The 24,012-nt window shown below is 36.8% G+C and carries 23 protein-coding genes; 17 read left to right on the top strand and 6 right to left on the bottom strand.

All coding sequences use genetic code 11. The features are described 5' to 3' along the window. The first annotated feature begins 2 nt into the window (after positions 1–2). From QEZ38_RS03470 to tig, 13 genes are all read left to right on the top strand, one after another. A complete protein-coding gene (locus QEZ38_RS03470) occupies positions 3–215 on the top strand; it encodes a hypothetical protein (RefSeq protein WP_281335048.1) in 213 nt (70 codons plus the stop codon). Between the two features lie 17 nt (positions 216–232). Next, positions 233–706, top strand: a complete 474-nt coding sequence (locus QEZ38_RS03475; RefSeq protein WP_281335049.1) for an antirestriction protein ArdA — start codon at positions 233–235, stop codon at positions 704–706. Next, the gene (locus QEZ38_RS03480) at positions 703–1,176 is read left to right on the top strand and encodes a hypothetical protein (protein WP_281335050.1); all 474 of its coding nucleotides are present in this window, start codon (positions 703–705) and stop codon (positions 1,174–1,176) included. Before QEZ38_RS03475 ends, QEZ38_RS03480 begins: the two co-directional genes overlap by 4 nt. Before the next feature lie 16 nt (positions 1,177–1,192). After that, entirely contained in the window at positions 1,193–2,122 is a 930-nt protein-coding gene (locus QEZ38_RS03485) for a conjugal transfer protein (RefSeq protein WP_281335051.1), read from the top strand. Between the two features lie 5 nt (positions 2,123–2,127). Continuing rightward, positions 2,128–2,346 (top strand): TcpD family membrane protein, encoded by a 219-nt coding sequence (locus QEZ38_RS03490; protein WP_281335052.1) that lies wholly within the window; start codon positions 2,128–2,130, stop codon positions 2,344–2,346. 9 nt (positions 2,347–2,355) lie between these two features. Further along, positions 2,356–2,748: a TcpE family conjugal transfer membrane protein gene (locus tag QEZ38_RS03495; protein WP_124788019.1), complete on the top strand. Its 393-nt coding sequence runs from the start codon at positions 2,356–2,358 to the stop codon at positions 2,746–2,748. Further along, the gene (locus QEZ38_RS03500; protein ID WP_281335053.1) at positions 2,732–5,236 is read left to right on the top strand and encodes an ATP-binding protein; all 2,505 of its coding nucleotides are present in this window, start codon (positions 2,732–2,734) and stop codon (positions 5,234–5,236) included. Before QEZ38_RS03495 ends, QEZ38_RS03500 begins: the two co-directional genes overlap by 17 nt. 10 nt (positions 5,237–5,246) lie before the next feature. Further along, the gene (locus QEZ38_RS03505; protein WP_281335054.1) at positions 5,247–7,295 is read left to right on the top strand and encodes a hypothetical protein; all 2,049 of its coding nucleotides are present in this window, start codon (positions 5,247–5,249) and stop codon (positions 7,293–7,295) included. Further along, a complete protein-coding gene (locus QEZ38_RS03510) occupies positions 7,295–8,398 on the top strand; it encodes a phage tail tip lysozyme (protein WP_281335055.1) in 1,104 nt (367 codons plus the stop codon). Before QEZ38_RS03505 ends, QEZ38_RS03510 begins: the two co-directional genes overlap by 1 nt. 21 nt (positions 8,399–8,419) lie before the next feature. Continuing rightward, the gene (locus tag QEZ38_RS03515; RefSeq protein ID WP_281335056.1) at positions 8,420–9,202 is read left to right on the top strand and encodes an LPXTG cell wall anchor domain-containing protein; all 783 of its coding nucleotides are present in this window, start codon (positions 8,420–8,422) and stop codon (positions 9,200–9,202) included. Positions 9,203–9,280: 78 nt separating this feature from the next. After that, a complete protein-coding gene (locus QEZ38_RS03520; RefSeq protein WP_281335057.1) occupies positions 9,281–9,586 on the top strand; it encodes a hypothetical protein in 306 nt (101 codons plus the stop codon). Positions 9,587–9,651: 65 nt separating this feature from the next. Further along, positions 9,652–10,791 (top strand): tyrosine-type recombinase/integrase, encoded by a 1,140-nt coding sequence (locus tag QEZ38_RS03525; protein ID WP_281335058.1) that lies wholly within the window; start codon positions 9,652–9,654, stop codon positions 10,789–10,791. A gap of 172 nt (positions 10,792–10,963) precedes the next feature. Then, positions 10,964–12,247 carry a trigger factor gene (tig, locus tag QEZ38_RS03530; RefSeq protein ID WP_281335059.1) on the top strand — a complete coding sequence of 428 codons (1,284 nt, stop codon included), beginning with the start codon at positions 10,964–10,966 and terminating at the stop codon, positions 12,245–12,247. 47 nt (positions 12,248–12,294) lie between these two features. Here the strand turns inward: tig and recD2 are convergent, their stop codons facing one another. The 3 genes from recD2 to rnhC all read right to left on the bottom strand — a co-directional run bounded on the left by recD2 (position 12,295) and on the right by rnhC (position 16,261). Beyond that, a complete protein-coding gene (gene recD2 / locus QEZ38_RS03535; RefSeq protein ID WP_281335060.1) occupies positions 12,295–14,661 on the bottom strand; it encodes an SF1B family DNA helicase RecD2 in 2,367 nt (788 codons plus the stop codon). Positions 14,662–14,761: 100 nt separating this feature from the next. After that, positions 14,762–15,376, bottom strand: coding sequence for a signal peptidase I (gene lepB / locus QEZ38_RS03540; protein ID WP_281335061.1), 615 nt, complete (start codon positions 15,374–15,376; stop codon positions 14,762–14,764). 3 nt (positions 15,377–15,379) lie between these two features. Continuing rightward, positions 15,380–16,261, bottom strand: a complete 882-nt coding sequence (gene rnhC, locus QEZ38_RS03545; protein WP_281335062.1) for a ribonuclease HIII — start codon at positions 16,259–16,261, stop codon at positions 15,380–15,382. An 87-nt stretch (positions 16,262–16,348) separates the two neighbouring features. Here rnhC and QEZ38_RS03550 point away from each other — a divergent pair, with 87 nt between their 5' ends. From QEZ38_RS03550 to QEZ38_RS03560, 3 genes are all read left to right on the top strand, one after another. Beyond that, positions 16,349–16,651 (top strand): cell division protein ZapA, encoded by a 303-nt coding sequence (locus QEZ38_RS03550; RefSeq protein WP_281335063.1) that lies wholly within the window; start codon positions 16,349–16,351, stop codon positions 16,649–16,651. Further along, positions 16,648–17,196, top strand: a complete 549-nt coding sequence (locus tag QEZ38_RS03555; RefSeq protein ID WP_281335064.1) for a CvpA family protein — start codon at positions 16,648–16,650, stop codon at positions 17,194–17,196. The genes QEZ38_RS03550 and QEZ38_RS03555 overlap by 4 nt, the downstream gene beginning before the upstream one ends. Before the next feature lie 116 nt (positions 17,197–17,312). After that, a complete protein-coding gene (locus QEZ38_RS03560) occupies positions 17,313–19,649 on the top strand; it encodes an endonuclease MutS2 (RefSeq protein WP_281335065.1) in 2,337 nt (778 codons plus the stop codon). Between the two features lie 23 nt (positions 19,650–19,672). Here QEZ38_RS03560 and QEZ38_RS03565 read toward each other — a convergent pair whose 3' ends face one another. From QEZ38_RS03565 to QEZ38_RS03575, 3 genes are all read right to left on the bottom strand, one after another. After that, complete coding sequence (locus QEZ38_RS03565) at positions 19,673–19,927, bottom strand: helix-turn-helix domain-containing protein (RefSeq protein ID WP_281335066.1); 255 nt, start codon at positions 19,925–19,927, stop codon at positions 19,673–19,675. A 270-nt stretch (positions 19,928–20,197) separates the two neighbouring features. Beyond that, on the bottom strand, positions 20,198–22,036 hold the full coding sequence (locus QEZ38_RS03570; RefSeq protein ID WP_281335067.1) for an N-acetylmuramoyl-L-alanine amidase: 1,839 nt from the start codon (positions 22,034–22,036) through the stop codon (positions 20,198–20,200). A gap of 110 nt (positions 22,037–22,146) precedes the next feature. Beyond that, complete coding sequence (locus QEZ38_RS03575) at positions 22,147–22,500, bottom strand: DUF3397 domain-containing protein (RefSeq protein ID WP_065427051.1); 354 nt, start codon at positions 22,498–22,500, stop codon at positions 22,147–22,149. Positions 22,501–22,751: 251 nt separating this feature from the next. Between QEZ38_RS03575 and QEZ38_RS03580 the strand changes: the two genes are divergently transcribed. Then, a complete protein-coding gene (locus tag QEZ38_RS03580; protein WP_281335068.1) occupies positions 22,752–24,002 on the top strand; it encodes a dicarboxylate/amino acid:cation symporter in 1,251 nt (416 codons plus the stop codon). Positions 24,003–24,012 lie beyond the last annotated feature (10 nt).

The raw sequence follows: 24,012 nt of genomic DNA on the forward strand, positions 1-24,012 counted from the left end.
ATATGGCTTCAAAAGTATTGATTAAGAATCCCAAAAATGGAAGGCAGGCTTGGTTTAGCTTGCCTTTATATTTTGGAAAGTTGTCTGTGATTGGTTTGAGTGGTTCTTATGATGAACAGATTGAAATTGTTGATTATGAGGGCGATTCATTTATTGGATATGGTGTCTTTACTGTTGCTGATTTGGAACAGTTGAATAGACAAGTAGAAGGTTGATTAAGGAAGGAGAAGGTATGGAATTAACAGCTTTAATTATGGATACACGGTCAAAGAAAGTAAAACAATTTTCTTTACCTGCTGATGTGGAATATGTCGCTTCTGAGTTTGGATATGATAGAGAAGATGTTGTTTTTACTATTCAATCTATTGAAGAATTACCTACTTTGGATTGTGAACGATTGACCTTGGATATAGCGAATAATCTTGCTGAAGATTTGGAAGATGTAGATGAAGATATTGTTCTATCATATATTGAATCAAATAGCTCTGATCCAAAGGATTTAATAAATGCTGAATTTGATAATTGTTGTTTATATTATGAAGTAGAAACAGATAGAGATCTAGGCTTATATATTGTAGAAGATATGGGTGTTGAATTGTCAAAGGAAACATTACAAAACTATTTTGACTATGAAAAGTTTGGTCGTGATGTTCGTTTAGAAGAAGGTGGTAGCTTTGTTGATAAAGGTTACTTTGTATCAAGATGATAGCAAATATTAGAGTTCTGAACGAAGGGAATTTTGAATTTCTTTGTGAACTAGATATTATGAAGTACAGTCAAGAACAGATTCTTGAAAGAATGAAAGATAGAGGTATTAAAAAAGATAATTTTTTTATTTGTGGGATTTCTGATTGGGAAGTAGATAAGATTATGTCTTTAGATGAGGTTTACTTGCTGAAGAAAGCAGTGTTGGAATTATATGATGGTGATGAATACATTGTCAAATTTCAATTACAGCGTTATATTCCTGTGACAAAAATTGCAACGACTTATTATAGATTTTGTTCTAAAGATGAAGTTGATACAATTTTTGAATTGACGAAAGAGTTAGATTATAAATCGGTTATTGATTATTTTTTTAAGTGTGGGAATTGGGTGACAGTATTTCAAGGATTCATAGAGCAGGGAGAAATCTTAAATACTCCTATTGGTTTCTACAAGAAAGTTAATTTGTAAATATAGAAAGGAAAAAATGAGAAATTTATATTTAAAGAAGCCAAGAAAAGAAAAGCAAGTAAAAATGAAACAGATAAGTCAGAAAAAATCGAATCGTATTTTTTTAGCAGGCTTATCTGTTTTTGTTCTTTTCAGTGGTTTAACAATGTTTGTTTCTTTAAGGACAAGTTCAAAAATGTTGGATAGATTGTCAAACTCACCAGTTGTCGAATCGAAAAAAGAAACAGATCGTAAGTTGGAACAGTTCTTAGATGGATTTGTGAGTAGATATTTTACCTATAATTCACAAAATGGCTCTAGTGAAGATGATGTAGCGAAGTTGAATGAATACTATGGAAGTATTCCTGAAGTTAAGAACCAAGGTCAATCCAAGCAGGAAATGTCGGTAGTTAGCGCTCGTATGTTACTTGCTAAAGATGGTATAGCTGTATATCGTATTGTTTATGATACAAAAAAAGATGATAAGAATCAGCGTGTAGGTATAGAATTTTCGATTCCATACGGAGAAAAAGATGGTAAATACTATGTAGCTGGTTTACCTTGGTTCTCTCCTGTAAGTGATTTTAAGGCTGATGGTGTGGAAAAAGAAACTCATTTAGCATTACTTGATAATGATGAAATTGAGGAAGGCAAAAGAAAGAAATTAGTTTCATTCTTAGAATTGTTCTTTAAAAATTACACAACTAGTCAAGCGAATTTAGATTTGATTTCTAAAGATATTAAGTCTATTGGTGGTGCAACATTTAAGAGTTTAGATTATACCTACTTTAAAGAAAAAGATGGGAAAATCTTGGCTTATGCTCAGATTACTTTAGAAGTAGCTGGCTCAACTCATAGTGAGAATTTTAGCTTTGAGTTAAGAGAAGATAAAGATAGTTATTTTGTAGAAAAGATGGATCATACAATTCCATTAGACTACAGCAAGAAGGAAGAAAAAGGAGAATAAGATAGATGGCATTATTTGTTTTTTTAGTTTCTAAGTTTGGTGTTCCAGCAGTATCATTTTTTGCTGGTATGAAAGCATTGAAAGCATGGAAAGAACAGCAGTTAGGAAAATTGGTTGTTATTATTTTGGTTGCAGGATTTATTCTTTTCTTTTTAGAAAATCCTGAAACAGTTTTAAATGCAACTAAACCTATTTGGTCAAAATTGATTGAAGCAATTAAGTAGGAATGAAGAATGGAAAGAAAAGACAAGAAGCTGTATGTCTATACAACAGCATTTAGACAGCCTGTTTGGGTGCATAAATTAAATGAAGAATTTAGTTTACCATTTGCAATAAAAATGTCTGCGATTGTCTATTGCCTAGTGATTTTAGTGTTAGCGTGGTTTTTACTAGGCTTTATTCCTTCTCTTGATTGGGGTTGGCGCTTTATGGCTTCTGCATTTGCTGGCTGGAAACTTGGGAATCTGTTAGCTGATTATAAATTAGATGGTAAGACACTATTTAGATTTATTTATGAGTATTTGATTTTTTGGAAGGAATACGATAGTCAGCGAAAGAAAATATATATTTGTAAAGGAATAAAATATGAGAAAGTGAGAAGTATAAAACGTGGAATTATCAAATAATATTTGGTCGGTTGCTGATGGTTTGATTCTGTTAAAAGATGGAACGGTTTTATCCGTATTTGAAATTGAATCGCAAGTTGTCAATACGATTGAAGAAACGAAAAAGGAGACTAGTAAGGATATTGTTTATAATTGTTTAGCTAGTTTGGCAGAGTACAATGATCTAAGTATTCATAGCTTACATATTGATTTAGAATTGGCTAAGAAAATTGCTTTGTTATCACAAGATATTGAGCAAGGGCAGGGGACAAGTCCTTTAGGAAATTATATTGTATCTACAATGAAGTCACGATTGGAAGAAGAAGTAAGCTATCTCTTTGAGTATAAGCATTATCTTGTTGTTCCTTTGAAGTCAGTTAATGTAACCTCGGACTTTAAACTAACTGTTGAACAGACGATAGAAACGTATCGTAAAAATGTGATGAAAATGGTTGGTTTTGAAGAATTACCCAAAGTCGATTGGTGGAAGGCTTGGCAAAATCAGAAAGATGTGATTCAAACGAAGATTCATGCTTTGAATGTGACGGAAGTTTCAAAAGCTGATTTAGAATTATTGAATCGGCTTCATTTTCTTGGTGGTCAAACCTATGATAAAGAAAGTGAGTTGATTGCACTTGAGAATTCTATTGAGAATGTAGATGAAACAATTATTGAAGTAGTGGACGGAAATGCTTTGAAGTTGACCAATGGTCAGGAAACAAGTTATGTAGCGACAATTCCTGTTGTTTCTTATCCTAAGAACGTTTCTTATCTTCATCTACAAGAAGAACTTCAAAATCTTGAATTTCCTGTTGATAGTATGTATAAAATCCGTTTTTCAACTCAAAAAGGTTTTTTCTCACTCTTATCCAGGGCAAGAAACAAACGTAAGAATCTTGGGAATACGGTAAATGAAACAGCAGAAAATGATGATGTTCAAAAGATTGAAGTTTTGGAAAGCCATCAGTTGTTAGAAGATTTTCAGGAGAAACATGATAATAAAGAATTGATGATTACTTATCTTCATACCTTAACCATTACAGCAGATAGTTTGGAAGAATTGAATCTTAAATTTGATATTCTGTTTGCACGATTGAAAGAATTGGAAGTAGAAGTTGTCAAGGCTGTTGCTGATCGAATCTATCTATTCTATAAGAGTAGATTGACAGAAATTCTTGATAATAAAAAGGAATCATTTCTTCAATATGGAAGTCTACGTGGACTTTGTGAGAATCTAATGTTTACGACTAAGAAGGTTGGAACAGAAATTGGTTTTCCTATTGCTCGTGTTGACAATGAAATATCTTCATGGTATGGGGATTTTCAAAAGGCTCTTGATTCAAGTACCAATATTGTATTTTCAAATTTATTACAAGCGAATAAAGTTGGAGTAAAGGGTAAAGAAACAAGCAATCCTCATACAGCTATAACTGGTTCAACTGGGAATGGTAAGTCGTTCTTAACTAAGTTACTGTTTACCTATCATTCCTTATTGAAAACAAAAGTATTGTATATTGATCCAAAAGCAGAAATGAAAAGACAATATTTAACTGTGTTATCTGAATTGGAAGAAAATGATGAATTTTATGAACTTCAAGAGTATATCAAGTCAATTAACTTTGTGACCTTGGATATGAAGGACAAGAAGAATCAAGGTGTTCTTGATCCATTCTCATTCTTACAAGATGAAGCTGAACTGACAGAGTTAGCAACTGTACTTGTAGGCTCTGTATTGGATAAAGATACCTATATCAAGGTTCAACCACACTTGCTGGATTCGATTGACAAAGTGATTGAGCGAAGAAAAGCTGGTGAGAAAGTCGGTATGTTACAAGTCTTTGATGAATTGGAGAAAAATTCAAAAGAAGATGTTGCGACTGCTGGATATTTCTTAAAGAGAATTTCAAGAAATTCTTTATTGTCACTTTGTTTCTCTGATGGAAGTCAAAATGTTCTGAAGGTTGATAATAAAATTACAATCGTTGAAATTACTGGTTTGGATATGCCAAAAGGTACAGATAAAGATGAAATGACTGAAAGTCAATTAAGAAGTTTGACTGTTATGTATTCTCTAACCTATTTTTGTGCGATTTTTGGTGAACGTGAAAAGGACAAGGAAACAATGCTATTCCTTGACGAAGCATGGCAGATTATGTCAACTCCTGCTGGACGACAAGTAGTGAATCGAATTAAGCGTACTGGACGATCATTCAATAATTTCTTGGTGTTGGTAACTCAATCGGTAAGAGATTTGAAAACAAGTGAAGATGGAACTGGGTTTGGTACAGTATTTGCTTTTCCTGAAAATTCAGAAACAGAAGCTATTTTGAAGCATTTGCGTGTAGAGGATAACGATTCTTCTCGTTCTTGGCTTGAAAATCAAACAATGGGTCAATGTATCTATTATGATACGTTTGGAAGAAAAGAGCGTATTACAGTAGATGGTACACTTTATCCTATTTTAATGAAGTTATTTGAAACAGTAGAAACAGAATTGGTTGCTGTATAGGGGGAGGAATATGAGAAAAAATATTTTACTAGTGTTTATTTGTTCTTTCTTTCTTCTTCCTGCTTTTGTAAAAGCTGATTCTGTTACAGATATTCTTCCAAAAAATAACTTTGATATTATTGAATTTGATAGGAATACGAATAAGCCTAAACTGGTTGATCCTTCTGATAATGCTAAAAAAATAATAGATACGGTTAAGAAAGAAGCAGAAGAAAAAGAGAATCAAAAGAAAAAGGAAGCAGAAAATAGCAAATTGACTTATGAAAATTATAAGTCTAAGATGTCTGATTTAACAAGTAAAGTTTACTTTGATAAAAAGTTTTTTGGATTTGATTCCAATGTCAATTATTTCTTTAATTCTCTAGTTCAGTCTGTATTTTGGTTTGGGAAACTTGTTTTCTATGTAGTTGCAGAAGTTTATGTTGCTGTTGAAGGAATGAGTGATGTTAGTGGATTGTTGAATGAAACGGTAAGAAATTCTAGTAAGGTATTTTCTTCTTTGTTTAGTCAAGAGATTATTTATATGGTTGGTGCAAGTATGGCAGTTTATTTACTGTATCTATTTGCGACTGGAAAAGGTAGTTTCTTCAAAACATTGATAAAAATGTTATTGATTTATACTTGTATTGGAGTTTATTTCATTCAACTTAATGTAAATGGTCAAAACAAATATTTGATAACTCATGTCTATGATAGCTTTAGAACAACAACAATTACTTTAAATGGTGAAATTACAAAGACTTTAACTGGTGAAAGTAAAAATGGAGTAGAAACATATTTTTCTGAAACTTTGTTGAAGGGATATAAGTATATGAACTCTCCTGTAAATGAAGATGGTTCATTTCTTCTTTCTGAAAAAGAATTTGAAGATTTAGCTTCTTATAAGCAGGGGGATGGAGATCATTTAGTTGGCGATAAAAAAGTCAAAGATCTTGCAAAAGATAAAGATCCTGAAAACAAGATGTTGAAAAATGAGTGGGGCTTAAAATTTATGTATGCCTTTGCTTCTGATGTCGATATTATTGTGATGGGAACGATTTATTTATTGTTAGGGTTGTCACGATTCTTCTTTTTAATTGTTTTTATCTTTTTGATTGTACTGTTACCATTTATCCTTCTGTTAAGTCTGTTTCCTAAGATGGAGCATTTATTGATTGGATTTAATAAAAAAGGAATTTCAATGCTTGCTTTATCATCAATTATGCTTTTAGCAACTAGTATATTTTCCTTCTTTTACAATACTTTAACTGCATTTATCTCTACTGCTGTAGGTGGTGATTTACTAGTTACAGTCTTTTTAAAAGGTGTATTATTGTTTCTAATGTGGAAGTATAGACATTCGCTTCTATCAGCATTTTCAAGAGTAACCAATAGTCCTGTTGGTAAGATTGGTCGAGAAATAAGCAATTCTCAGTCTGTTCAAAAACTGAAAGAAAGATTGTCAGGTTCAGGTAAGGCAGGTTTACAATTAGGGAAAAGTGGTTTAAAAGTTGGTGCTCAATTCTCTAAAGGTGGATTGAAGATGGGTAAAGACAAGTTGAGTGAAAATCTCAAGTCTTTGCGCAGAAAAAGTCCATTGGTAGATAAGGTTGCTGAAAAAGGTGACGGTATTAAGAATCGAATGAATTCGATCAAGGAACATAAAAATAGTTCAGTCAATGCTCTAAAAGAAAAAGGCAATAGAACTCTAGCCAAACTTTATGGAGTGAGAGCCAATGCTTTTAAAGAAGGAAGATCTGAACGGAATGTTTTAGAAGAGAAACAGAAATTAAGAGATAAGGAAGCTAAAAAATTTGCTGGTCAGAAAAAGGCTTCTCGTGAGTCAATTCAACGGTTGAAGGAAGAGCGGTTGAAGAGAGGTCAGAAGCCATTTAAAGAGAATCAGGAAGGCTCAGTGAAACAGAAAATGCAGACTCCGAAAATGGTCAATTCTGAGGCTGTTGGAAGAAGAAAAACAGTTGTAAATAATCCTAAAAATGAGGAAAAAATCTCTAAGGTATTTAGAAGTAAGCAAACCAACAAATTGAAAGCTAAAAAAAGGAAAAAGGTTGAAATTTAATGGGTAAAAAAACAGCGAAATACTTTGGATTCTTTTTCGCAAGTCTTATACCTACGATTCTAGTGGTTCTCTTAATCATTTTAAGTGTTATTGGAGTTGTTTCTGCTGGTGGCTCATCTGATTCTACAACTGGAAAAAGAACACGATTAACAGCTCAAGAGGTGGCTCAAAAAGCGAATATCTCTGTTGAAAGAGCAGAAGATGTTATTAAGATTTTAAATTGGCAACTATCAAGAGAAAAGTTTACTTTAGAAGGTGCTAGTGGTTCGCTTGCCAATGCTGAAAGAGAAAGTGACTTTGATCCTAAACTAACGAATCCATCAGGTGGGGTTGCTGGCTACTTTCAATGGTCGGGCTGGGACGGTAACACAATCAATGGTGATCGCTGGAGAAATGCTAGTTCTCGTACTCTAGATAGTACGGTGGAACTGGAATTGATGTCCTATGAGTTAAATCATGGCTATAAAAAAGTCAAAGACTATATGCAGAAGGCAACTAATCCTTTTGAAAGTGCTAAGTATTGGTCAGAACATTATGAGGGTGTATTGCTTTCAGACGGTCAGACAAAATTAGAGAAGCTGGAGAAGGATAGTAAGAAGTGGTATGAGGTCTTTAAGGGAACGATTGAATCTGATGGTTCGTCAGGTGGGAATGCAATAGCTGGTAGTTTAGATATTGCTCCTGGAGTTGTCGCTATGGATATACCTAGTGGTTATTCGATTGATAAGGAAATTACCAAAGAAGGCTATATTACTCAATCTTATCCGTATGGTGAATGTACTTGGTACGTATTTAATCGTGCTAAAGAATTTGGAATTCATTTTGATCCATATATGGGAAATGGTCAGGATTGGGCGCATAAGTCAGGGTATGAAGTTTCAAACACTCCTACAAAACATTCTGCTGTTAGCTTCCAAGGAAGGCAGGCAGGTGGGCACCCAACGTATGGTCACGTTGCCTTTGTCGAAGATGTCAAAGATGATGGCTCAATCTTGATTTCAGAATGTAATTTTGTTCAAAGTGGACAAGGAACTGGAATCACAAACTATCGTGTATTTAGTGCTGATGAAGCAAGAAATTTTTATTATGTAATTGGAAAATAAAAGAAAGAAAAGGAAAAAAATATGAATAAGAAATTTGTAACATTGTTGTCTGTAGCTGTATTAAGTACAGTTGCTAGTGGAGTATATGCTGATGAATTAACTTTGGGTGGAAGTGTAGCTTCTAATGGAGATAATTCTGGATTGGTAGTTTCAGAACAACCAACAGAAACACAACCATCAGCAAGCGTAGAACATTCTGCTACAGAACTTGGTAAGGAGTCTGATAAGGAAGAAACTGGAGATCATACAGGTGTAGTTGTCGAGCCAACAACTCCAATAGAAAAACCAAAAGAAGATAAACCATCTGATGATCTTGGAAAAGACACTGATAAGAATCAGGAACATGATCATACAGGTGTAGTTGTCGAGCCAACAACTCCAACAGAAAAACCAAAAGAAGATAAACCATCTTCTGATTCAGAAAAAACAGAATCACCACAAGTTCAGGAAGATAAGAAAAAGGCAGAAGAAAATGTAGGTTTGAAGGAATCTGATGATCCTAAACCATTGAATGTAACAAAGGAAGAAATTCAAGAGAAACCTATTGAAACAAACACTGGTCATAAAGTAGTTTCTACGAATCAAGGAAAAGTAGTGATCGAAACTGACGAAGGAAATTATGTTGAAAAAGAGCCTTATGAAGTAGGTGGTGTTAAGCAAAAAGATGGTACAATCGCTGTGAAGGATAAAGAAGGACAACTAAAAGTTCTTCCGAATACTGGAACAGCAAGTACAATTTTTACAACCATTTGGGGTATTGTTGGTTTGATTGCGACAATTATTGGAAAGCGAAAATTTAACTAGAAATAAAAACGGCAAGTCAGGAATGGCTTGCTGTTTTTTGTCGTTTTATGGAGAAAAACTGAACATAAAGAAACCAGGATGGAATATAAAATTCGTATTTTAGGTCAAAAAATTCCACCAGGTATTCAAAGATTGTTTGGAAATAGGAGAATAAAAATGGAAAAATTATATAATAATTATCCTGATATTTGTGTGTCAAAGAAGGATTTAAAAGCAAATTATTTTCCTTCGATTAGTATTAAAACAATTGAAAGGAGATTAGACGAAAGTCAAAAGACGAAAGAATTTAAAGATATATCTTTTAGAACAGGACAAAAAGTATTGATTAATGTGAGAGGATTTTATTTATTTCTTCTGCATAGAGAGAGAGTTAGATATATTTGATTGGAAAAAAATGATATACTATAGTTATTGACTAGAGATATACTCATTTTTAAAAGGAGTATAAAATGTTTTTTAGAGAATTGGAGAATGGAAAATATAGATATTATGAAAAATATTTTGATTTAGAAGGGAATAAGTGGAAGCAAGTTTCTATAACTTTAACTTCTAAGACAAGGCAAGCTCAGAAACAGGCAAGACTATTGTTGGATGAAAAAATAGAAAAAAATAGGGAGAAAATAGAAAAGCAGAAGGAAGTAGTTAGGGATATTACAGTTAAACAAGCCTATGAAGAATATTTGAAAATTCGTGAAACAGAATTGAAAAAGAGTACGTTTAAGTCACAAAAATATACAATAATTGGGGAAATTCGGCAGTTGGAAAATTATTTGTTATTAGATGTGACAAGTCGAATTGTTCAAAATATACTATTAGAATTGTCTTGTTCGTCAGATCATAGACAAAATAAAAAAGTATTATTAAACTCATTTTTTAAGTATTGTTTGAAAGTTGGCTATATAATAGAAAATCCTGTTGAAAAGGTAGTTTTACCAAAAAGAAAAAAGAACTTGAAAGAAATTAGAAAAAAACAAAATAAATATTTAACAAGAAATGAAATGTTTCAGTATCTTAATTTTTTAGAGAAGGAAGAAAAGAACTATAAAAATCGTTTAATTGTTGAATTTATGTATTTAACAGGTTTAAGATTTGGAGAAGTTTTAGCTTTGACGAAAGATAATCTTGATTTTGAAAACAAAACGTTAGAAGTTAAATACACACTTCATACAAATGGAAGTAAGTCGGAAGTGTTTTTGGATAGTCCGAAAAGTTTGGCTTCATATAGAGTGATCGGTATTAGTGATAGAGTGATAGAAATTGTAAATGAGTATCTTCTTTTAGAGGAAGAAGGTGATTATATATTTACAAATAACGGTTCTCCCTTAATGATAACTAGTTTCAATAATTTTTTGAAAAGCAGTTTTAGGAAAAGTGAGATTAAGAAAGATGATTTTGTATTGACTACTCATGTTTTTAGGCATTCACATATAAGTTTACTTGCTGAATTGGAAGTACCTATAAAAGCGATAATGGATCGTGTAGGTCATACGAATGAAAAAATGACTTTAAGTGTTTATACTCATGTTACTGAGAAGATGAAGTCGAATATAACTGAAAAATTAAATCAATTAGTTTTGGAAAATGACTAACCAAAAAGTAACCAAAAGATGTCCAAAGTAGTCTAATATTGTCTATACTTTGATAGTGTTTTAGTTAGAAAAAGTGGCTTGTTGTCTATAATTGTCTACATTAGTCTAGCTTTTATCAATGGAAAATGTTATAATAGACTGTATTTAAAAAATTTTAAGGAGAAATGACAGAATGTCTGTATCATTTGAAAACAAAGAAACAAACCGTGGTGTCTTGACTTTCACTATCTCTCAAGACCAAATCAAACCAGAATTGGATCGTGTATTTAACTCAGTAAAGAAATCTCTTAATGTTCCTGGTTTCCGTAAAGGTCATCTTCCACGTCCTATCTTCGACCAAAAATTTGGTGAAGAGTCACTTTACCAAGACGTTATGAACGCTCTTTTGCCAAACGCTTATGAAGCAGCTGTTAAAGAAGCTGGTCTTGAAGTCGTTGCACAACCAAAAATTGACGTAACTTCAATGGAAAAAGGTCAAGATTGGGTTATCACTGCTGAAGTTGTTACAAAACCTGAAGTTAAATTGGGCGACTACAAAAACCTTGAAGTATCAGTTGATGTAGAAAAAGAAGTAACTGACGCTGACGTTGAAGAGCGTATCGAACGTGAACGCAACAACTTGGCTGAATTGGTGATCAAAGAAGGTGCTGCTGAAAACGGTGATACTGTTGTTATCGACTTTGTTGGTTCTATCGACGGTGTTGAATTTGACGGTGGAAAAGGTGAAAACTTCTCACTTGGACTTGGTTCAGGTCAATTCATCCCTGGATTTGAAGACCAATTGGTAGGTCACTCAGCTGGTGAAACTGTAGACGTTATAGTAACATTCCCAGAAGACTACCAAGCAGAAGATCTTGCAGGTAAAGAAGCTAAATTCGTGACAACTATCCACGAAGTAAAAGCGAAAGAAGTTCCAGCTCTTGATGATGAACTTGCAAAAGACATCGATGAAGAAGTTGAAACTCTTGCTGAATTGAAAGAAAAATACCGCAAGGAATTGGCTGCTGCTAAAGAAGAAGCTTACAAAGATGCAGTTGAAGGTGCAGCAATTGATAAAGCTGTAGAAAACGCTGAAATCGTAGAACTTCCAGAAGAAATGATCCACGAAGAAGTTCACCGTTCAGTAAACGAATTCCTTGGAAACTTGCAACGTCAAGGTATCAACCCTGACATGTACTTCCAAATCACTGGAACTACTCAAGAAGACCTTCACAAACAATATGAGGGTGAAGCTGAGTCACGTACTAAGACTAACCTTGTTATCGAAGCAGTTGCTAAAGCTGAAGGATTTGACGCTTCAGAAGAAGAAATCCAAAAAGAAATCGAGCAATTGGCAGCAGACTACAACATGGAAGTTGCTCAAGTACAAAGCTTGCTTTCAGCTGATATGTTGAAACACGATATCACAATCAAAAAAGCTGTTGAATTGATTACAAGCACTGCAACAGTAAAATAATCTTTACAAGATAAAAGCCCACCGGATTCGGTGGGTTTTCTTATACTTTATTTTCCGAAAATCTCCTTCAGGTCTTCTTCAGTAATCCCAATCATAGCTGGGATACTAGACCAGTTATCTTCGGTTAAGATGTAGGATTGTTCAGTGTCTGTAACTGGTGTAGCTTCAGTAGCTGATTTACTAGTTCCATCAGTTGATTCTATTAAGTCGCTGAAACGTTCAATTAGATAGGTCTTACGAGCCGTTCCGATGTGCTGAGTTGCATAGTCAAAGGCCTGTAATTCACCTAGTAAAATGAGCTTACTTTTTGCACGAGTGATGGCAGTGTAGATGAGATTACGCTCTAACATGCGTTTACTTGCGCTGGTGATAGGCAGGATAACAACAGGAAACTCGCTCCCCTGAGATTTATGGATGCTCATAGCATAGGCTAAGCGAATCTTGTACCATTCATTTCGAGGATAGGAGACCTCGTTACCGTCAAAATCAATCATAATTTCATCCTGCTTGGATTCAGTGTATTTTCCTGGAATCAAGTCTGTGATATAGCCTAAGTCTCCGTTAAAGACATTGACCTCTGCATCGTTGACTAGGTGAATGACCTTATCTCCTGTTCGATAGTGACACTGAGGAGCTTCAAAGCTAAGCTGGTCTTTTTGTGGAGGATTGAGTAGGTCTTGCATGAGCTGGTTGATGGCATCAATACCAGCAGTTCCACGGTACATAGGGGCAAGAACTTGAATATCACGAGCAGGGATGCCACTTCTGATAGCAGCACCTAGGATTTTTTCAATGCTAGCAGGGATATGGTTACTAGCAATTTCAAAGTAGGAGCGATCTGCTTTTTTCTGGGTAAAATCTGCAGGCAATATTCCCTGACGAATCTGACTTGCAAGAGTGACGATGGTTGATTCTTCGCTCTGACGGTAGATTCGTTCCAAACGTGTTTGAGGGATGGTTGGTATCTGAAGTAAATCTGCTAGGACTTGACCAGGACTGACAGAAGGCAGCTGGTCACTATCACCAACGATGAGGATTTTACTGGTAGAGGAGATATTGGAGAAGAGCTGGTTGGCTAACCAAGTATCTACCATAGAAAACTCGTCAACAATGATAAAGTCAGCATCCAGATAATCTTCCAGATGGCTGGTATCGTCGTCTCCAGTCATACCCAAGTGGCGGTGAATAGTTGCACTTGGTAGTCCTGTCAACTCATTCATACGACGGGCTGCGCGACCGGTGGGAGCGGCTAGGAGAATGGGCAGATTGCTCTTTTTCTTGAGATCCAGTCCTTCTAAGAGAGCATAGACAGCGATAATGCCGTTGATAACAGTAGTCTTACCTGTACCAGGTCCACCTGTAAGGATAAAGACCTTGTTCTGGATAGCATCGCAGATGGCCTGTTTTTGAATACTATCATACTCAATCCCCAGTTCTTCCTCAACAGTTGCGATATGTTCTTGAATGGTTTCTAGATCCTGTTTTTTACTCTGCCCTTTTTCGAGGATTCTGATGAGATGGCTGCGAATCCCTTCTTCTGCAAAAAAGAGGCTATTATCAAAGATTTTGGTATCAATCTGCTGGACCTTATCTTCTTCAATCAGATAAGCAAGTTCTTGGGCAACTTGACTCGGATCTAGTTCGACTGGACGGGAGGATTCTAGAAGATTAAGGGTTTGCTCCAACAAGTCTCTAGCTTCCATATAGGTATCTCCCGTTTCCATGCAACCTTGAAAGAGGCTATGAACGAGCCCAGCACGGAAGCGTTCGGGAGCTTGACTCTCAATCCCCAGTTCTTGGGCCAGTTGGTCAGCGATGGTAAAGCCCAAACCCTTGATATCCTCAACCAGTTGATAGGGATAGTTCTCGACAATCTCTAGCGTTTCTTCCTTGTAAAAATCTTGGATCTGAAAGGCTAGTTTATTTGGGATGCCGTAATTAGCCAGTTTGGCTAAGACCATCTCTGTTCCGTAATTAAGACGAAGAGTTGAGACAAAGGCCTCACGGTTTTTAGCAGAGAGTCCAGAGATAGACTGGAGTTTGTCTGGATTTTCTAAGATTTTGTCAATAGTGTTATCTCCGTAAATATCCACAATTTTCTGTGCTGTTTTGAGTCCAATTCCCTTAAAATGGCTGCTGGAGAAATACTTGACCAAGCCCTTACTAGTCGGCTTGGCTCTCTCATAGCGAGTCATTTGTAGCTGTTCCCCATACTTGGAGTGTTGGACAATTTGTCCCCAAAAGGTGTATTCCTCTCCTTCAATGATATCAGCCATAGTACCTGTGACAATGATTTCATAATCATCAAAGTCTTCAGCATTGGTATCATCAATATCTAGGAGCAAAATACGGAAAAAATTGCTGACATTTTCAAAAATAATGCGCTCAATGGTGCCTGAAAAATAAACTTCCATAAAATTCCTTACAATAATTTCTGAGAAAATGTGTCCCAGATTTAGTCAAAATAGAATGAGAAGAGGCTGAGATGGGAAATTCTCGGCCTCTTCCTAGTTTTTAAAATGTTCCGATACGTTTGAGTGGCCAGAAGCGGAATTTGGCTTCTCCAGTGATATCTTTTGCCTTAAAGGTACCAACATGTCGACTGTCGCTAGATACCAGACGGTCATCACCTAGGAGGAGGTATTCTCCTTCTGGGACAGTAAAGGTAAAGCTAGTGTTGTAATTAACATCTAGGGTAAATGCCTGAGCCTTTTGAGCTAAAGTTCTAAAGTATTCGCCCTTTTTGCCGTCCCAACCACTTCCAGTATAGGTACTTTGGAGCTTGTCTTCCTTGAAGCGCTTGAGGTATTCTGCTAAATAGGGTTCATCAGTTTCTTGACCGTTAATATAGAGTTTATCGTTGTCATAACGAATGGTATCTCCTGGCATACCGATAACTCGCTTGATGATATCCTTGTTTCCATCCTCTTCATGGGCAACTACGATATCAAAACGGTTGATTGGAAGATGTTTGACAACGAAGAGAACTTCTCCATCGGCTAGGGTAGGGTCCATAGAGTGTCCTTCTACACGGACATTTCTCCAAAGAAACATCCAACTAAGAGCAACAAGAGTAATGAAGAGGATAAAACTCCCCCACTCTTTTAAAAATGATTTAAAATATTTCATAATTTACCTTTCTAGCAGTTTTTTTGCTTTTTCAGTGTTTTTGAAGTGAAGTTTGGCGCAGAAGTTAAGTCCCTGCATACCATAAGCTTGAAGGATTTGGCTAGCTACCTTGTCAGAAGCCGTTCCAGCCCCACTTGGAAGTTGGTAACCAAGTTCTCGTCCCAGATTTTCTAAGTTTTCCAGAAAGAGATCACGCGCAATGATAGAGCTTACTGCGACTGCTAAGTATTTGCTTTCTGCTTTTTCCTCCAGACTAACTGGATTGGAAAAATGATTGGCTTCATTTTTTAAGTACTTTTCATAGTTTTGAGCACTCGTAAAAGCATCAATCACAATCTTTTCTGGCTGGACTCCCTTTTGGAGAAGGAGAAAAATGGCTTGATTGTGAAGAGCTACCTTGACAGACACAGCATTGTAACGTTCACCAATCACCTCATTATACTTGGTCGGTGACAGGAGGAGTGCTTGATGCTGAATTTTTTCTTTGAGAATAGGCGCAATCTGACGAATTTTCTGGTCGGTCAGGGTCTTAGAATCTCCGACACCAAGTTTTTGTAAGAAGTCATGCTGGTCAGGAGTCACAAAGGATGCTACTACAGCCAGACCACCAAAGTAGGAACCATTTCCTACTTCGTCAGTTCCAATCATCGGAAAGTTTTGTCCACTAGCTACTGGCCTGACCTGATAACCAAAAAAGCTGGCGTAACGTTCAGCAGCTTCTCCTTGCAAGAGCACTTTTCCTGATGTGTAGATGGAAACACTTGCCTGCGGAAGCTTGAAAAAGTAGCGAATATAAGGATTTTTACTAGGAGTCAGTGCTTGTTCATATTTCTGAACAAAGGTTTGGATTTCCTTTTCGCTCGGAGTTAATGTAATACTTGCCATAATTCTTATTGTACCATAAAAGCCGTAGAATTGGTAAAAACTGACAAATTTAGTGAAATTTGGTATAATATCGTGAGGTGAATTTTTATGGCAAATTTAAATCGATACAAGTTTACATTCGGAAAAAAAACATTGACCCTAACAACTGAGCATGACAACCTCTTTATGGAGGAAATTGCCAAGGTCGCAACAGAAAAATATGAAGCAATTAAAGAGCAGATGCCTGGAGCGGATGATGAGACAATCGCTATTTTATTAGCAGTCAATAGCTTGTCAACCCAACTCAGCCGTGAGATTGAATTTGATGATAAGGAACAAGAATTAGATGCCCTTCGTCATCAAGTTGTAGCAACTAAACAAGAGCATAGCAATATTGAGGATTCCCTATGATTTCCGTCCTTCTCTTATTGGTTCTTGCATGGAGCTTTTATATCGGTTATCGTAGAGGTTTGGTTCTACAGATTTACTATTTTGTAGCAACTGTGATTTCAGCTCTTCTTGCAGGAAATTTTTATCAATCTTTAGGGAAACAATTTGATTTGTTGATCCCATATGCCAATCCACAGGAAGGGCAGGGTACCTTTTTCTTCCCATCTGACCAGCTCTTCCAATTGGATAAGGTCTTTTATGCAGGTATTGGCTATCTATTAGCATTTGCCGCCTTTTATTGCATCGGTCGTTTGATTGGACTCTTTTTTAACCTAGTACCAACCAAAAAGTTTGGTGGCAAATATTTTCGCATCGGTGCGGGAGTCTTATCAGTTGGAGTGACCTTATTTGTCCTCCAGATGATACTGACTATTCTTGCGACTGTTCCTTTACAAATTGTTCAAAATTCACTTGAAAACAGCTTTGTAGCTAAACATATTATCCAGAGTGTTCCCATCACTACTCATATGATTAAACAACTCTGGGTAACCAAAATAATCGGATAAAAAGGGCGGGAACTATTCCTAGCCTTTTGTTTACAATTCCAAAAGTTAAGGAGACTTTTAAGAAAGCTTTAGAACTTGAATACAGGGTTCCTAGGCTTATAACTAAGGAAAAGAAAATGAATAAAAAAATACTAGAAACATTAGAATTTAATAAGGTCAAGGCTTTATTTGAGCCCCATCTTTTGACGGAACAAGGATTAGAGCAGTTGAAAGAACTTGCTCCGACTGATAAAGGAGACAAGATTAGACAAGCTTTTGTAGAGATGAAGGAAATGCAAGAACTCTTTGTCGAGCATCCTCATTTCAGCATTTCTGCAACAAAAGATATTGCAGCGACCTCCAAACGTTTGGAAATGGGTGCTGATCTCAACATCGAGGAATTTCTCCTTCTCAAACGTGTCATCTTTGCCAGTCGTGAATTGCAGAATTTTTATGACAATCTTGAAAATGTACGTTTAGACCACCTGGCAAGTTGGTTTGAGAAACTTCATGATTTTCCACATTTACAGGGAAATCTACAAGCAATCAACGAAGCTGGATTTATTGAGAACTTTGCTAGTGAGGATTTGGCACGAATCCGTCGAAAAATCCATGATAGTGAAAGTCAAGTCCGTGATGTCCTGCAAGATCTTCTCAAACAAAAAGCTCAGATGCTGACAGAAGGTATCATCGCAAGTAGAAATGGTCGCCAAGTTCTTCCAGTTAAGAATACCTATCGTAACAAGATTGCTGGTGTAGTACATGATATTTCTGCCAGTGGGAACACTGTTTATATCGAACCACGTGAAGTGGTCAAGCTAAGTGAGGAAATCGCAAGTCTTCGTGCAGACGAACGCTATGAGATGATGCGTATCCTCCAAGAACTCTCTGAAAGAGTAAGACCTCATGCAGCTGAAATCGCCAATGATGCATGGATTATTGGACATTTGGACCTGATTCGTGCTAAGGTTCGCTTTATTCAAGAGACGGAGGCAGTAGTACCTCAAGTGTCTGAGGGACAGGAGATTCAACTGCTTCACGTTCGTCATCCTCTTGTAAAAAATGCAGTCGCAAATGATGTGCACTTTGGGAAAGATTTAACAGCTATCGTCATCACTGGTCCTAATACGGGTGGTAAGACCATTATGCTCAAGACCTTAGGTTTGACCCAGTTGATGGCCCAGTCTGGTCTGCCAATTTTAGCTGATAAAGGTAGTCGTGTAGGGATTTTCGAGGAGATATTCGCAGATATCGGAGATGAACAATCCATCGAGCAAAGTCTCTCAACCTTCTCTAGTCACATGACCAACATCGTTGATATTCTGGGTAAGGTCAACCAAAACTCGCTCTTGCTATTAGATGAGCTTGGTGCTGGTACAGATCCCCAAGAAGGTGCAGCCCTTGCCATGTCTATCTTAGAAGACTTGCGTTTGCGTCAGGTCAAGACTATGGCAACCACTCACTATCCTGAACTTAAAGCCTATGGTATTGAAACTGCCTATGTTCAAAATGCAAGCATGGAGTTTGATACAGCTAGCTTGCGCCCAACTTATCGTTTCATGCAGGGAGTTCCTGGTCGAAGTAATGCCTTTGAGATTGCTAAACGTCTAGGCTTGTCAGATGTCATCGTAGGTGACGCTAGTAAGCAAATTGACCAAGACAACGATGTTAATCGTATCATTGAGCAATTGGAAGAGCAGACACTTGAAAGTCGAAAACGTCTTGAAAATATTCGCCAAGTCGAGCAAGAAAACCTCAAGATGAACCGTGCCCTTAAAAAACTTTATAACGAGCTCAACCGTGAAAAGGAAACTGAACTCAATAAGGCGCGAGAACAAGCTGCTGAGATTGTTGACTTAGCACTATCTGAGAGTGATGATATACTTAAAAATCTTCACAGTAAATCCCAACTGAAGCCACATGAAATTATCGAAGCCAAAGCTAAGCTCAAAAAATTAGCCCCTGAAAAAGTTGACCTTTCTAAAAACAAGGTTCTTCAGAAGGCCAAGAAAAAACGAGCTCCAAAAGTTGGAGATGATATTATCGTTTTAAGCTATGGTCAACGTGGTACCTTGACCAATCAACTCAAGGATGGACGTTGGGAAGCACAGGTTGGCTTGATTAAGATGACGCTTGAAGAAAAAGAGTTTGACTTGGTTCAAGCCCAGAAAGAAGCGCCAGTCAAGAAGAAACAAGTTAACGTCGTTAAACGTGCAGCAGGAAAAGGTCCACAAGCTCGACTAGACCTTCGTGGCAAACGCTACGAGGAGGCTATGGAAGCCTTGGATGCCTTTATCGACCAAGCCCTGCTCAACAATATGGCCCAAGTTGACATCATCCATGGTATCGGTACAGGAGTCATCCGTGAAGGGGTGACTAAGTACCTACAAAGAAATAAACAGGTCAAGAGCTTTGGCTATGCACCACAAAATGCAGGCGGATCTGGAGCAACCATCGTAACCTTTAAGGGATAAAGCAAAATGAATGAAAATTTGATTCAAGATAAACCACCTCTACCTGCAAGATAATCTGTTACAGTCTTTTCTTTTAACTCTGAACTATATTTCTTCCAGCTATGACGCTCCTTGAGCCCTTCTAAACCCTCTGTTTGATACTTACGAATCCAATTTCTGATTGTGTCACCATTTACTCCAAATGCTTTGGTCAAAATAGATATTGACTTCCCTTGTTCAAGGTAAAGATGAACAACTTCTAACTTCTCCTCCACTGATTTCGGACCTCTTTTTGCCATACGAAAAGTCTCCCTGTAGTTTCTAGTGAAATTTTGTTTTTTCACTATCCACTATAAGGGGAGTGTATCAAACTTTAGTAGTAAGCAAAAGGGGGGCAAAAATATTATAGTCAATTGAAACAAGAACAAGACTATATCATGCCACTTTCAAGTGGTGTAGTTATCGGTGCTGGAGTTCTGGCCTGTGTGGGGATTGGTTTTCTCTTTCCTGAAGCCAACAAGTAAGAAGAATAATACAAAAAATCTCGAGATTTTCTCGAGACTTTTTCTTTATTGACCTGCGTAATATTTTTGAATTCCCTTAACGATACCTGCAACCAATCTGTTTTGGTAGGCGTCACTGCGGACTTGTTGATTCTCATTGAAATTATCAATATAGCCCAATTCCAATAGAACAGCTGGTTTATCAGTTTCTCGAAGGACAGCAAAACTACTTTGTAGGAGTCCTGCATCCTTAGCACCAGTTTCAGCTAGTAGTGAAGAGTGGATATCTGCAGCAAGGCGATTGCTTTCACTGATACGGTCAGGGTGGTTATGCCAGTATGGATTGATCTTAGCACGATAGCCACTGTCTTCTTCGTAAGAGTAAGTTTGAATACCGGATCTCCCTGAAGCAGGATTTCCGCTTGCATTGAAGTGAATACTGATGAACATGTCTGAGTCCGTTTTGTTAACCATTTTTGAACGTTCAGTGACAAAGTCGACATAGACATCACTATCTCTCGAAGAAAGAACGGTATAACCAAGACCCTGGAGTTCCTTACGTAGTTTTTGATAAATTTGCATGGTTAGGTCTTTTTCCTGAGTATTATAATAAACAGCACCAGGATCTTTTCCACCATGTCCTGGATCTAAGAAAACAGTTTTCGTGTATTTTCCTTTTTCAAATCCACGACTTATAGGTACTTCACCAATCCATTTTCCATTACTTTGGAACTGATGTGCTGTTCCATCGATTTTTCGAGTTCCCGTGACATAGACACCATTTTCATCCACATAGTAACGGGCATTGTAGTAGCTGTCGTCAATCCATTCGCTCTTAGCCATGTAACCACCTGACTTGAGATAGTAAGAGCCGATCCATTCACGCGCTGCATATGCACCACCAGATTTTAAGTAGAACCAGCTATTATAGTTTTTATCGAAAATCCATTCTTTTTCGGCCATAGCTCCGCTAGCTTTTAGATAGTAGCTACCTATCCATTGGTTATTGGCCATAATACCTTCTTTGTTAAAATAGTACCACGAGCTACCGACTTTTTCCCATTTCTCTTGAGTTGGACGACCAGATGTTTGGGCGAAGTACCATTTTCCTTCTAAATAAACCCAGGACCTTTCAGCCATAGCTCCACTATTGGAGAGAAGGTATCCGTTAAAAATTGTCTTACTTAGCATGATACCATCTTTGTCAAAGTAGTACCAAGAACCACCAATTTTTTCCCACTTGTTTTTGATGACTTTACCAGAAGCAAGTGCATAGTACCATTGTCCATCTTGTTTTACCCAAGCACTCTCAGCCATGGCTCCACTATTCGTTATCAGATAGCCGTCAAAAATTGTGTTGCTGAGCATGACACCGTCTTTGTCAAAGTAATACCAGACACCACCGATTTTTTCCCATTTTTGTTGAGAAATTTTTCCATAAGCGTTAGCGTAATACCATTTATCTTGGAGTTTACTCCAACCAGAATCGACCATAGCCCCGCTACTAGTCAGGATATATCCATCAAAAATAGTATCGTTCAACATGATTCCATCTTTGTTGAAGTAGTACCATTTCCCGTGGATTTTTTTCCAGTTTAGAACAGGGGCATTATTTTCATAGAAGCGCCAGATATTTTCCTCGAATACCCAACCATCTTTTTGGACTTCAGGAGCCTTGTCTTCTTCTTTCTTAGCTGGATTTGTTGTTTGATTGGCATTTGCCTCAGTTGAAGGTTCAGTTTCCTTGGCTGGGAGACTGTTTTTCTCCACTTTGTCAGTAGAGGTTTCACTGTGTGTTGTTTCTACTGGGGTAGACTGTGCTTGGTTTTCCTCAGCATAGCTAAGGTTGCTTGTTAGACCAAATACTGAAAGCGTAATGGCACTTGCCAAGAGCGTTTTTTTCACTTGATTTATCTCCTATTTTAACTTTTTTATAATTTTATCAGAAAAGTGCCTCAGATGGAACATTTAGTGGCCAAGATCGAGGTGCTGGTGGGCTATATTGTAATAGTTGACTATTTCATCACGAAAATTTGAACAATCATGATGATATAGATGAGCAGTGTTAGTAAAAATCCAGCTCGCCAAAAGAATTTAATAAATTTTGGATAATAAAAGCTACGTCTTTTGTTTAAGAAGAAAAAGACTAACACAATTGCTAGTATTGATAAGGCTATTCCCAATACGGGAAGTTGATTGTGTGTAAACATCTTAGCCGTAATCAAATAATATTCAAATATTAGAAAAGGAAAAGCTAAATCAGCAGCATTGATGCCCCTTTTCTTTAACTTAAAGAGTCTGCTTAAAATAATCGCCAGAGCTAAGGTTAGTACCAAAAGCAAGATGGAAGCAAGTTTCATTAAAATCATACCATTATTGTATCATAAAATTTTGAGAATAGAAAAGTAAATTCCGTGATTTATCACTGTTTTAGCAAAAAATCATTGGTAAGAAACAGGTTTTATAATTCCTGCTTGAACAGAATGAATCATGTGTTCGGTACGATGATAGTTTGAACTCTCAATATAAATCTTTTTTATGGTGACCATAGAAAAGATATATTAGTCAGAAAAAAAGAATAGTAGTAGAATGAGTAGCAAATAAAACAAAGGAGTTTCTTATGAAATTAGTTACGTTATGGTCAAAACTCTCACTAGGAATCCAATTATTGGTGGCTTTGGTCTTGGGGGTGATTGCTGCAGTCATCTGGCCACAATTTGCAGGCTTTTATCAATTTTTAGGACAAGCCTTTATTAAATTGATCAATATGGTTATCATTCCGCTAATCTTCCCAACCATCGTTGTTGCAGTAGCTGGAGTTATCGGAAAAAAATCTTTCGAAAAAATCTTGGCCAAGAGCTTGGTTTACTTTTTTGCCGTAACAACTGCCATTACTCTTTTGTTTGTATTTGCTAGTTACTTTTTGGGATTTGGACAAGGTGTGAACATTGGTCAAACTGGTGGAAACCTTGATGGGATTGCGAACAATGTCAAGTTCAGCGAATTTTTGCTTGGTTTTATTCCATCAAACATCGTCAAGTCTCTTTCAGAAGGTGCTCTTTTGCCAATTATCGTGTTTGCTATCTTTCTTGGTTACGGAATTGGGAATCTTAAATCTGAGAAATCTCAGAAGATTATCGAAGGTTTCCAAATCTGGATTGAGTCCATCTACAAGATTGTTACAGTGATTGTCAAACTATCACCGATTGGAATTTTTGGTTTTATCGCCAAAGATGTTGCAACTACTGGCCTTGATAAATTGATTGGGCTTGGTCAATTTGTAATCGGAACTTACTCGGCTTATGCTGTATTGGTTCTCCTTATTTTTCCTTTGATTGCTCTATTCTTTAAAGTACCGTATTTGTCAGCCTTTCGTGAAAATTGGAGTCTATTGACTCTGGCCTTTGTTACGGGTAGTTCCAGTGTTGTCTTGCCATCCCTTCTTAAAGATTTGAAAAAACAGGGGCATGACGAGCATACGATTGATTTAGTTGTTCCTTTAGGATATACTTTTAACTTAGAGGGAGCAGCGGTTTACTTCTCAGTAGCGACAATCTTTATTGCGCATGCCTACGGCATTCAATTTTCATTATCAAGTCTCTTGTTTACTGTTTTGCTTTTGACCTTGATTGGAAAAACTGCGGCAACCGTACCATCAGGAGCTATCGTGGTTCTATTAGCTGCAGCACCTCAACTGGGCTTGCCAGTTGAAGGAGTAGCCTTGATCTTTGCAGTTGATTTCTTTGTCAATGCTGGCCGTACTATGATCAATGTTTTAGGTCAAATCTTAACAGTCGGCGTTATTGAAAAAACAGAAGGATATATTTTAGAAGAAGAAAAGGAAAGCCAATTATCAGTCAGCTTTTTTTAAGGAGTTTATA

The sequence above is a fragment of the Streptococcus taonis genome, assembly GCF_029948085.1.
Classification (GTDB): Bacteria; Bacillota; Bacilli; order Lactobacillales; family Streptococcaceae; genus Streptococcus; species Streptococcus taonis.

Coding starts and splice junctions, on each gene's coding strand:
- QEZ38_RS03470 (WP_281335048.1), top strand. CDS start 3: ATGGCTTCAAAAGTATTGATTAAGAATCCCAAAAATGGAAGGCAGGCT.
- QEZ38_RS03475 (WP_281335049.1), top strand. CDS start 233: ATGGAATTAACAGCTTTAATTATGGATACACGGTCAAAGAAAGTAAAA.
- QEZ38_RS03480 (WP_281335050.1), top strand. CDS start 703: ATGATAGCAAATATTAGAGTTCTGAACGAAGGGAATTTTGAATTTCTT.
- QEZ38_RS03485 (WP_281335051.1), top strand. CDS start 1,193: ATGAGAAATTTATATTTAAAGAAGCCAAGAAAAGAAAAGCAAGTAAAA.
- QEZ38_RS03490 (WP_281335052.1), top strand. CDS start 2,128: ATGGCATTATTTGTTTTTTTAGTTTCTAAGTTTGGTGTTCCAGCAGTA.
- QEZ38_RS03495 (WP_124788019.1), top strand. CDS start 2,356: ATGGAAAGAAAAGACAAGAAGCTGTATGTCTATACAACAGCATTTAGA.
- QEZ38_RS03505 (WP_281335054.1), top strand. CDS start 5,247: ATGAGAAAAAATATTTTACTAGTGTTTATTTGTTCTTTCTTTCTTCTT.
- QEZ38_RS03510 (WP_281335055.1), top strand. CDS start 7,295: ATGGGTAAAAAAACAGCGAAATACTTTGGATTCTTTTTCGCAAGTCTT.
- QEZ38_RS03515 (WP_281335056.1), top strand. CDS start 8,420: ATGAATAAGAAATTTGTAACATTGTTGTCTGTAGCTGTATTAAGTACA.
- QEZ38_RS03520 (WP_281335057.1), top strand. CDS start 9,281: ATGGAATATAAAATTCGTATTTTAGGTCAAAAAATTCCACCAGGTATT.
- QEZ38_RS03525 (WP_281335058.1), top strand. CDS start 9,652: ATGTTTTTTAGAGAATTGGAGAATGGAAAATATAGATATTATGAAAAA.
- tig (WP_281335059.1), top strand. CDS start 10,964: ATGTCTGTATCATTTGAAAACAAAGAAACAAACCGTGGTGTCTTGACT.
- recD2 (WP_281335060.1), bottom strand. CDS start 14,661: ATGGAAGTTTATTTTTCAGGCACCATTGAGCGCATTATTTTTGAAAAT.
- lepB (WP_281335061.1), bottom strand. CDS start 15,376: ATGAAATATTTTAAATCATTTTTAAAAGAGTGGGGGAGTTTTATCCTC.
- rnhC (WP_281335062.1), bottom strand. CDS start 16,261: ATGGCAAGTATTACATTAACTCCGAGCGAAAAGGAAATCCAAACCTTT.
- QEZ38_RS03550 (WP_281335063.1), top strand. CDS start 16,349: ATGGCAAATTTAAATCGATACAAGTTTACATTCGGAAAAAAAACATTG.
- QEZ38_RS03555 (WP_281335064.1), top strand. CDS start 16,648: ATGATTTCCGTCCTTCTCTTATTGGTTCTTGCATGGAGCTTTTATATC.
- QEZ38_RS03560 (WP_281335065.1), top strand. CDS start 17,313: ATGAATAAAAAAATACTAGAAACATTAGAATTTAATAAGGTCAAGGCT.
- QEZ38_RS03565 (WP_281335066.1), bottom strand. CDS start 19,927: ATGGCAAAAAGAGGTCCGAAATCAGTGGAGGAGAAGTTAGAAGTTGTT.
- QEZ38_RS03575 (WP_065427051.1), bottom strand. CDS start 22,500: ATGATTTTAATGAAACTTGCTTCCATCTTGCTTTTGGTACTAACCTTA.
- QEZ38_RS03580 (WP_281335068.1), top strand. CDS start 22,752: ATGAAATTAGTTACGTTATGGTCAAAACTCTCACTAGGAATCCAATTA.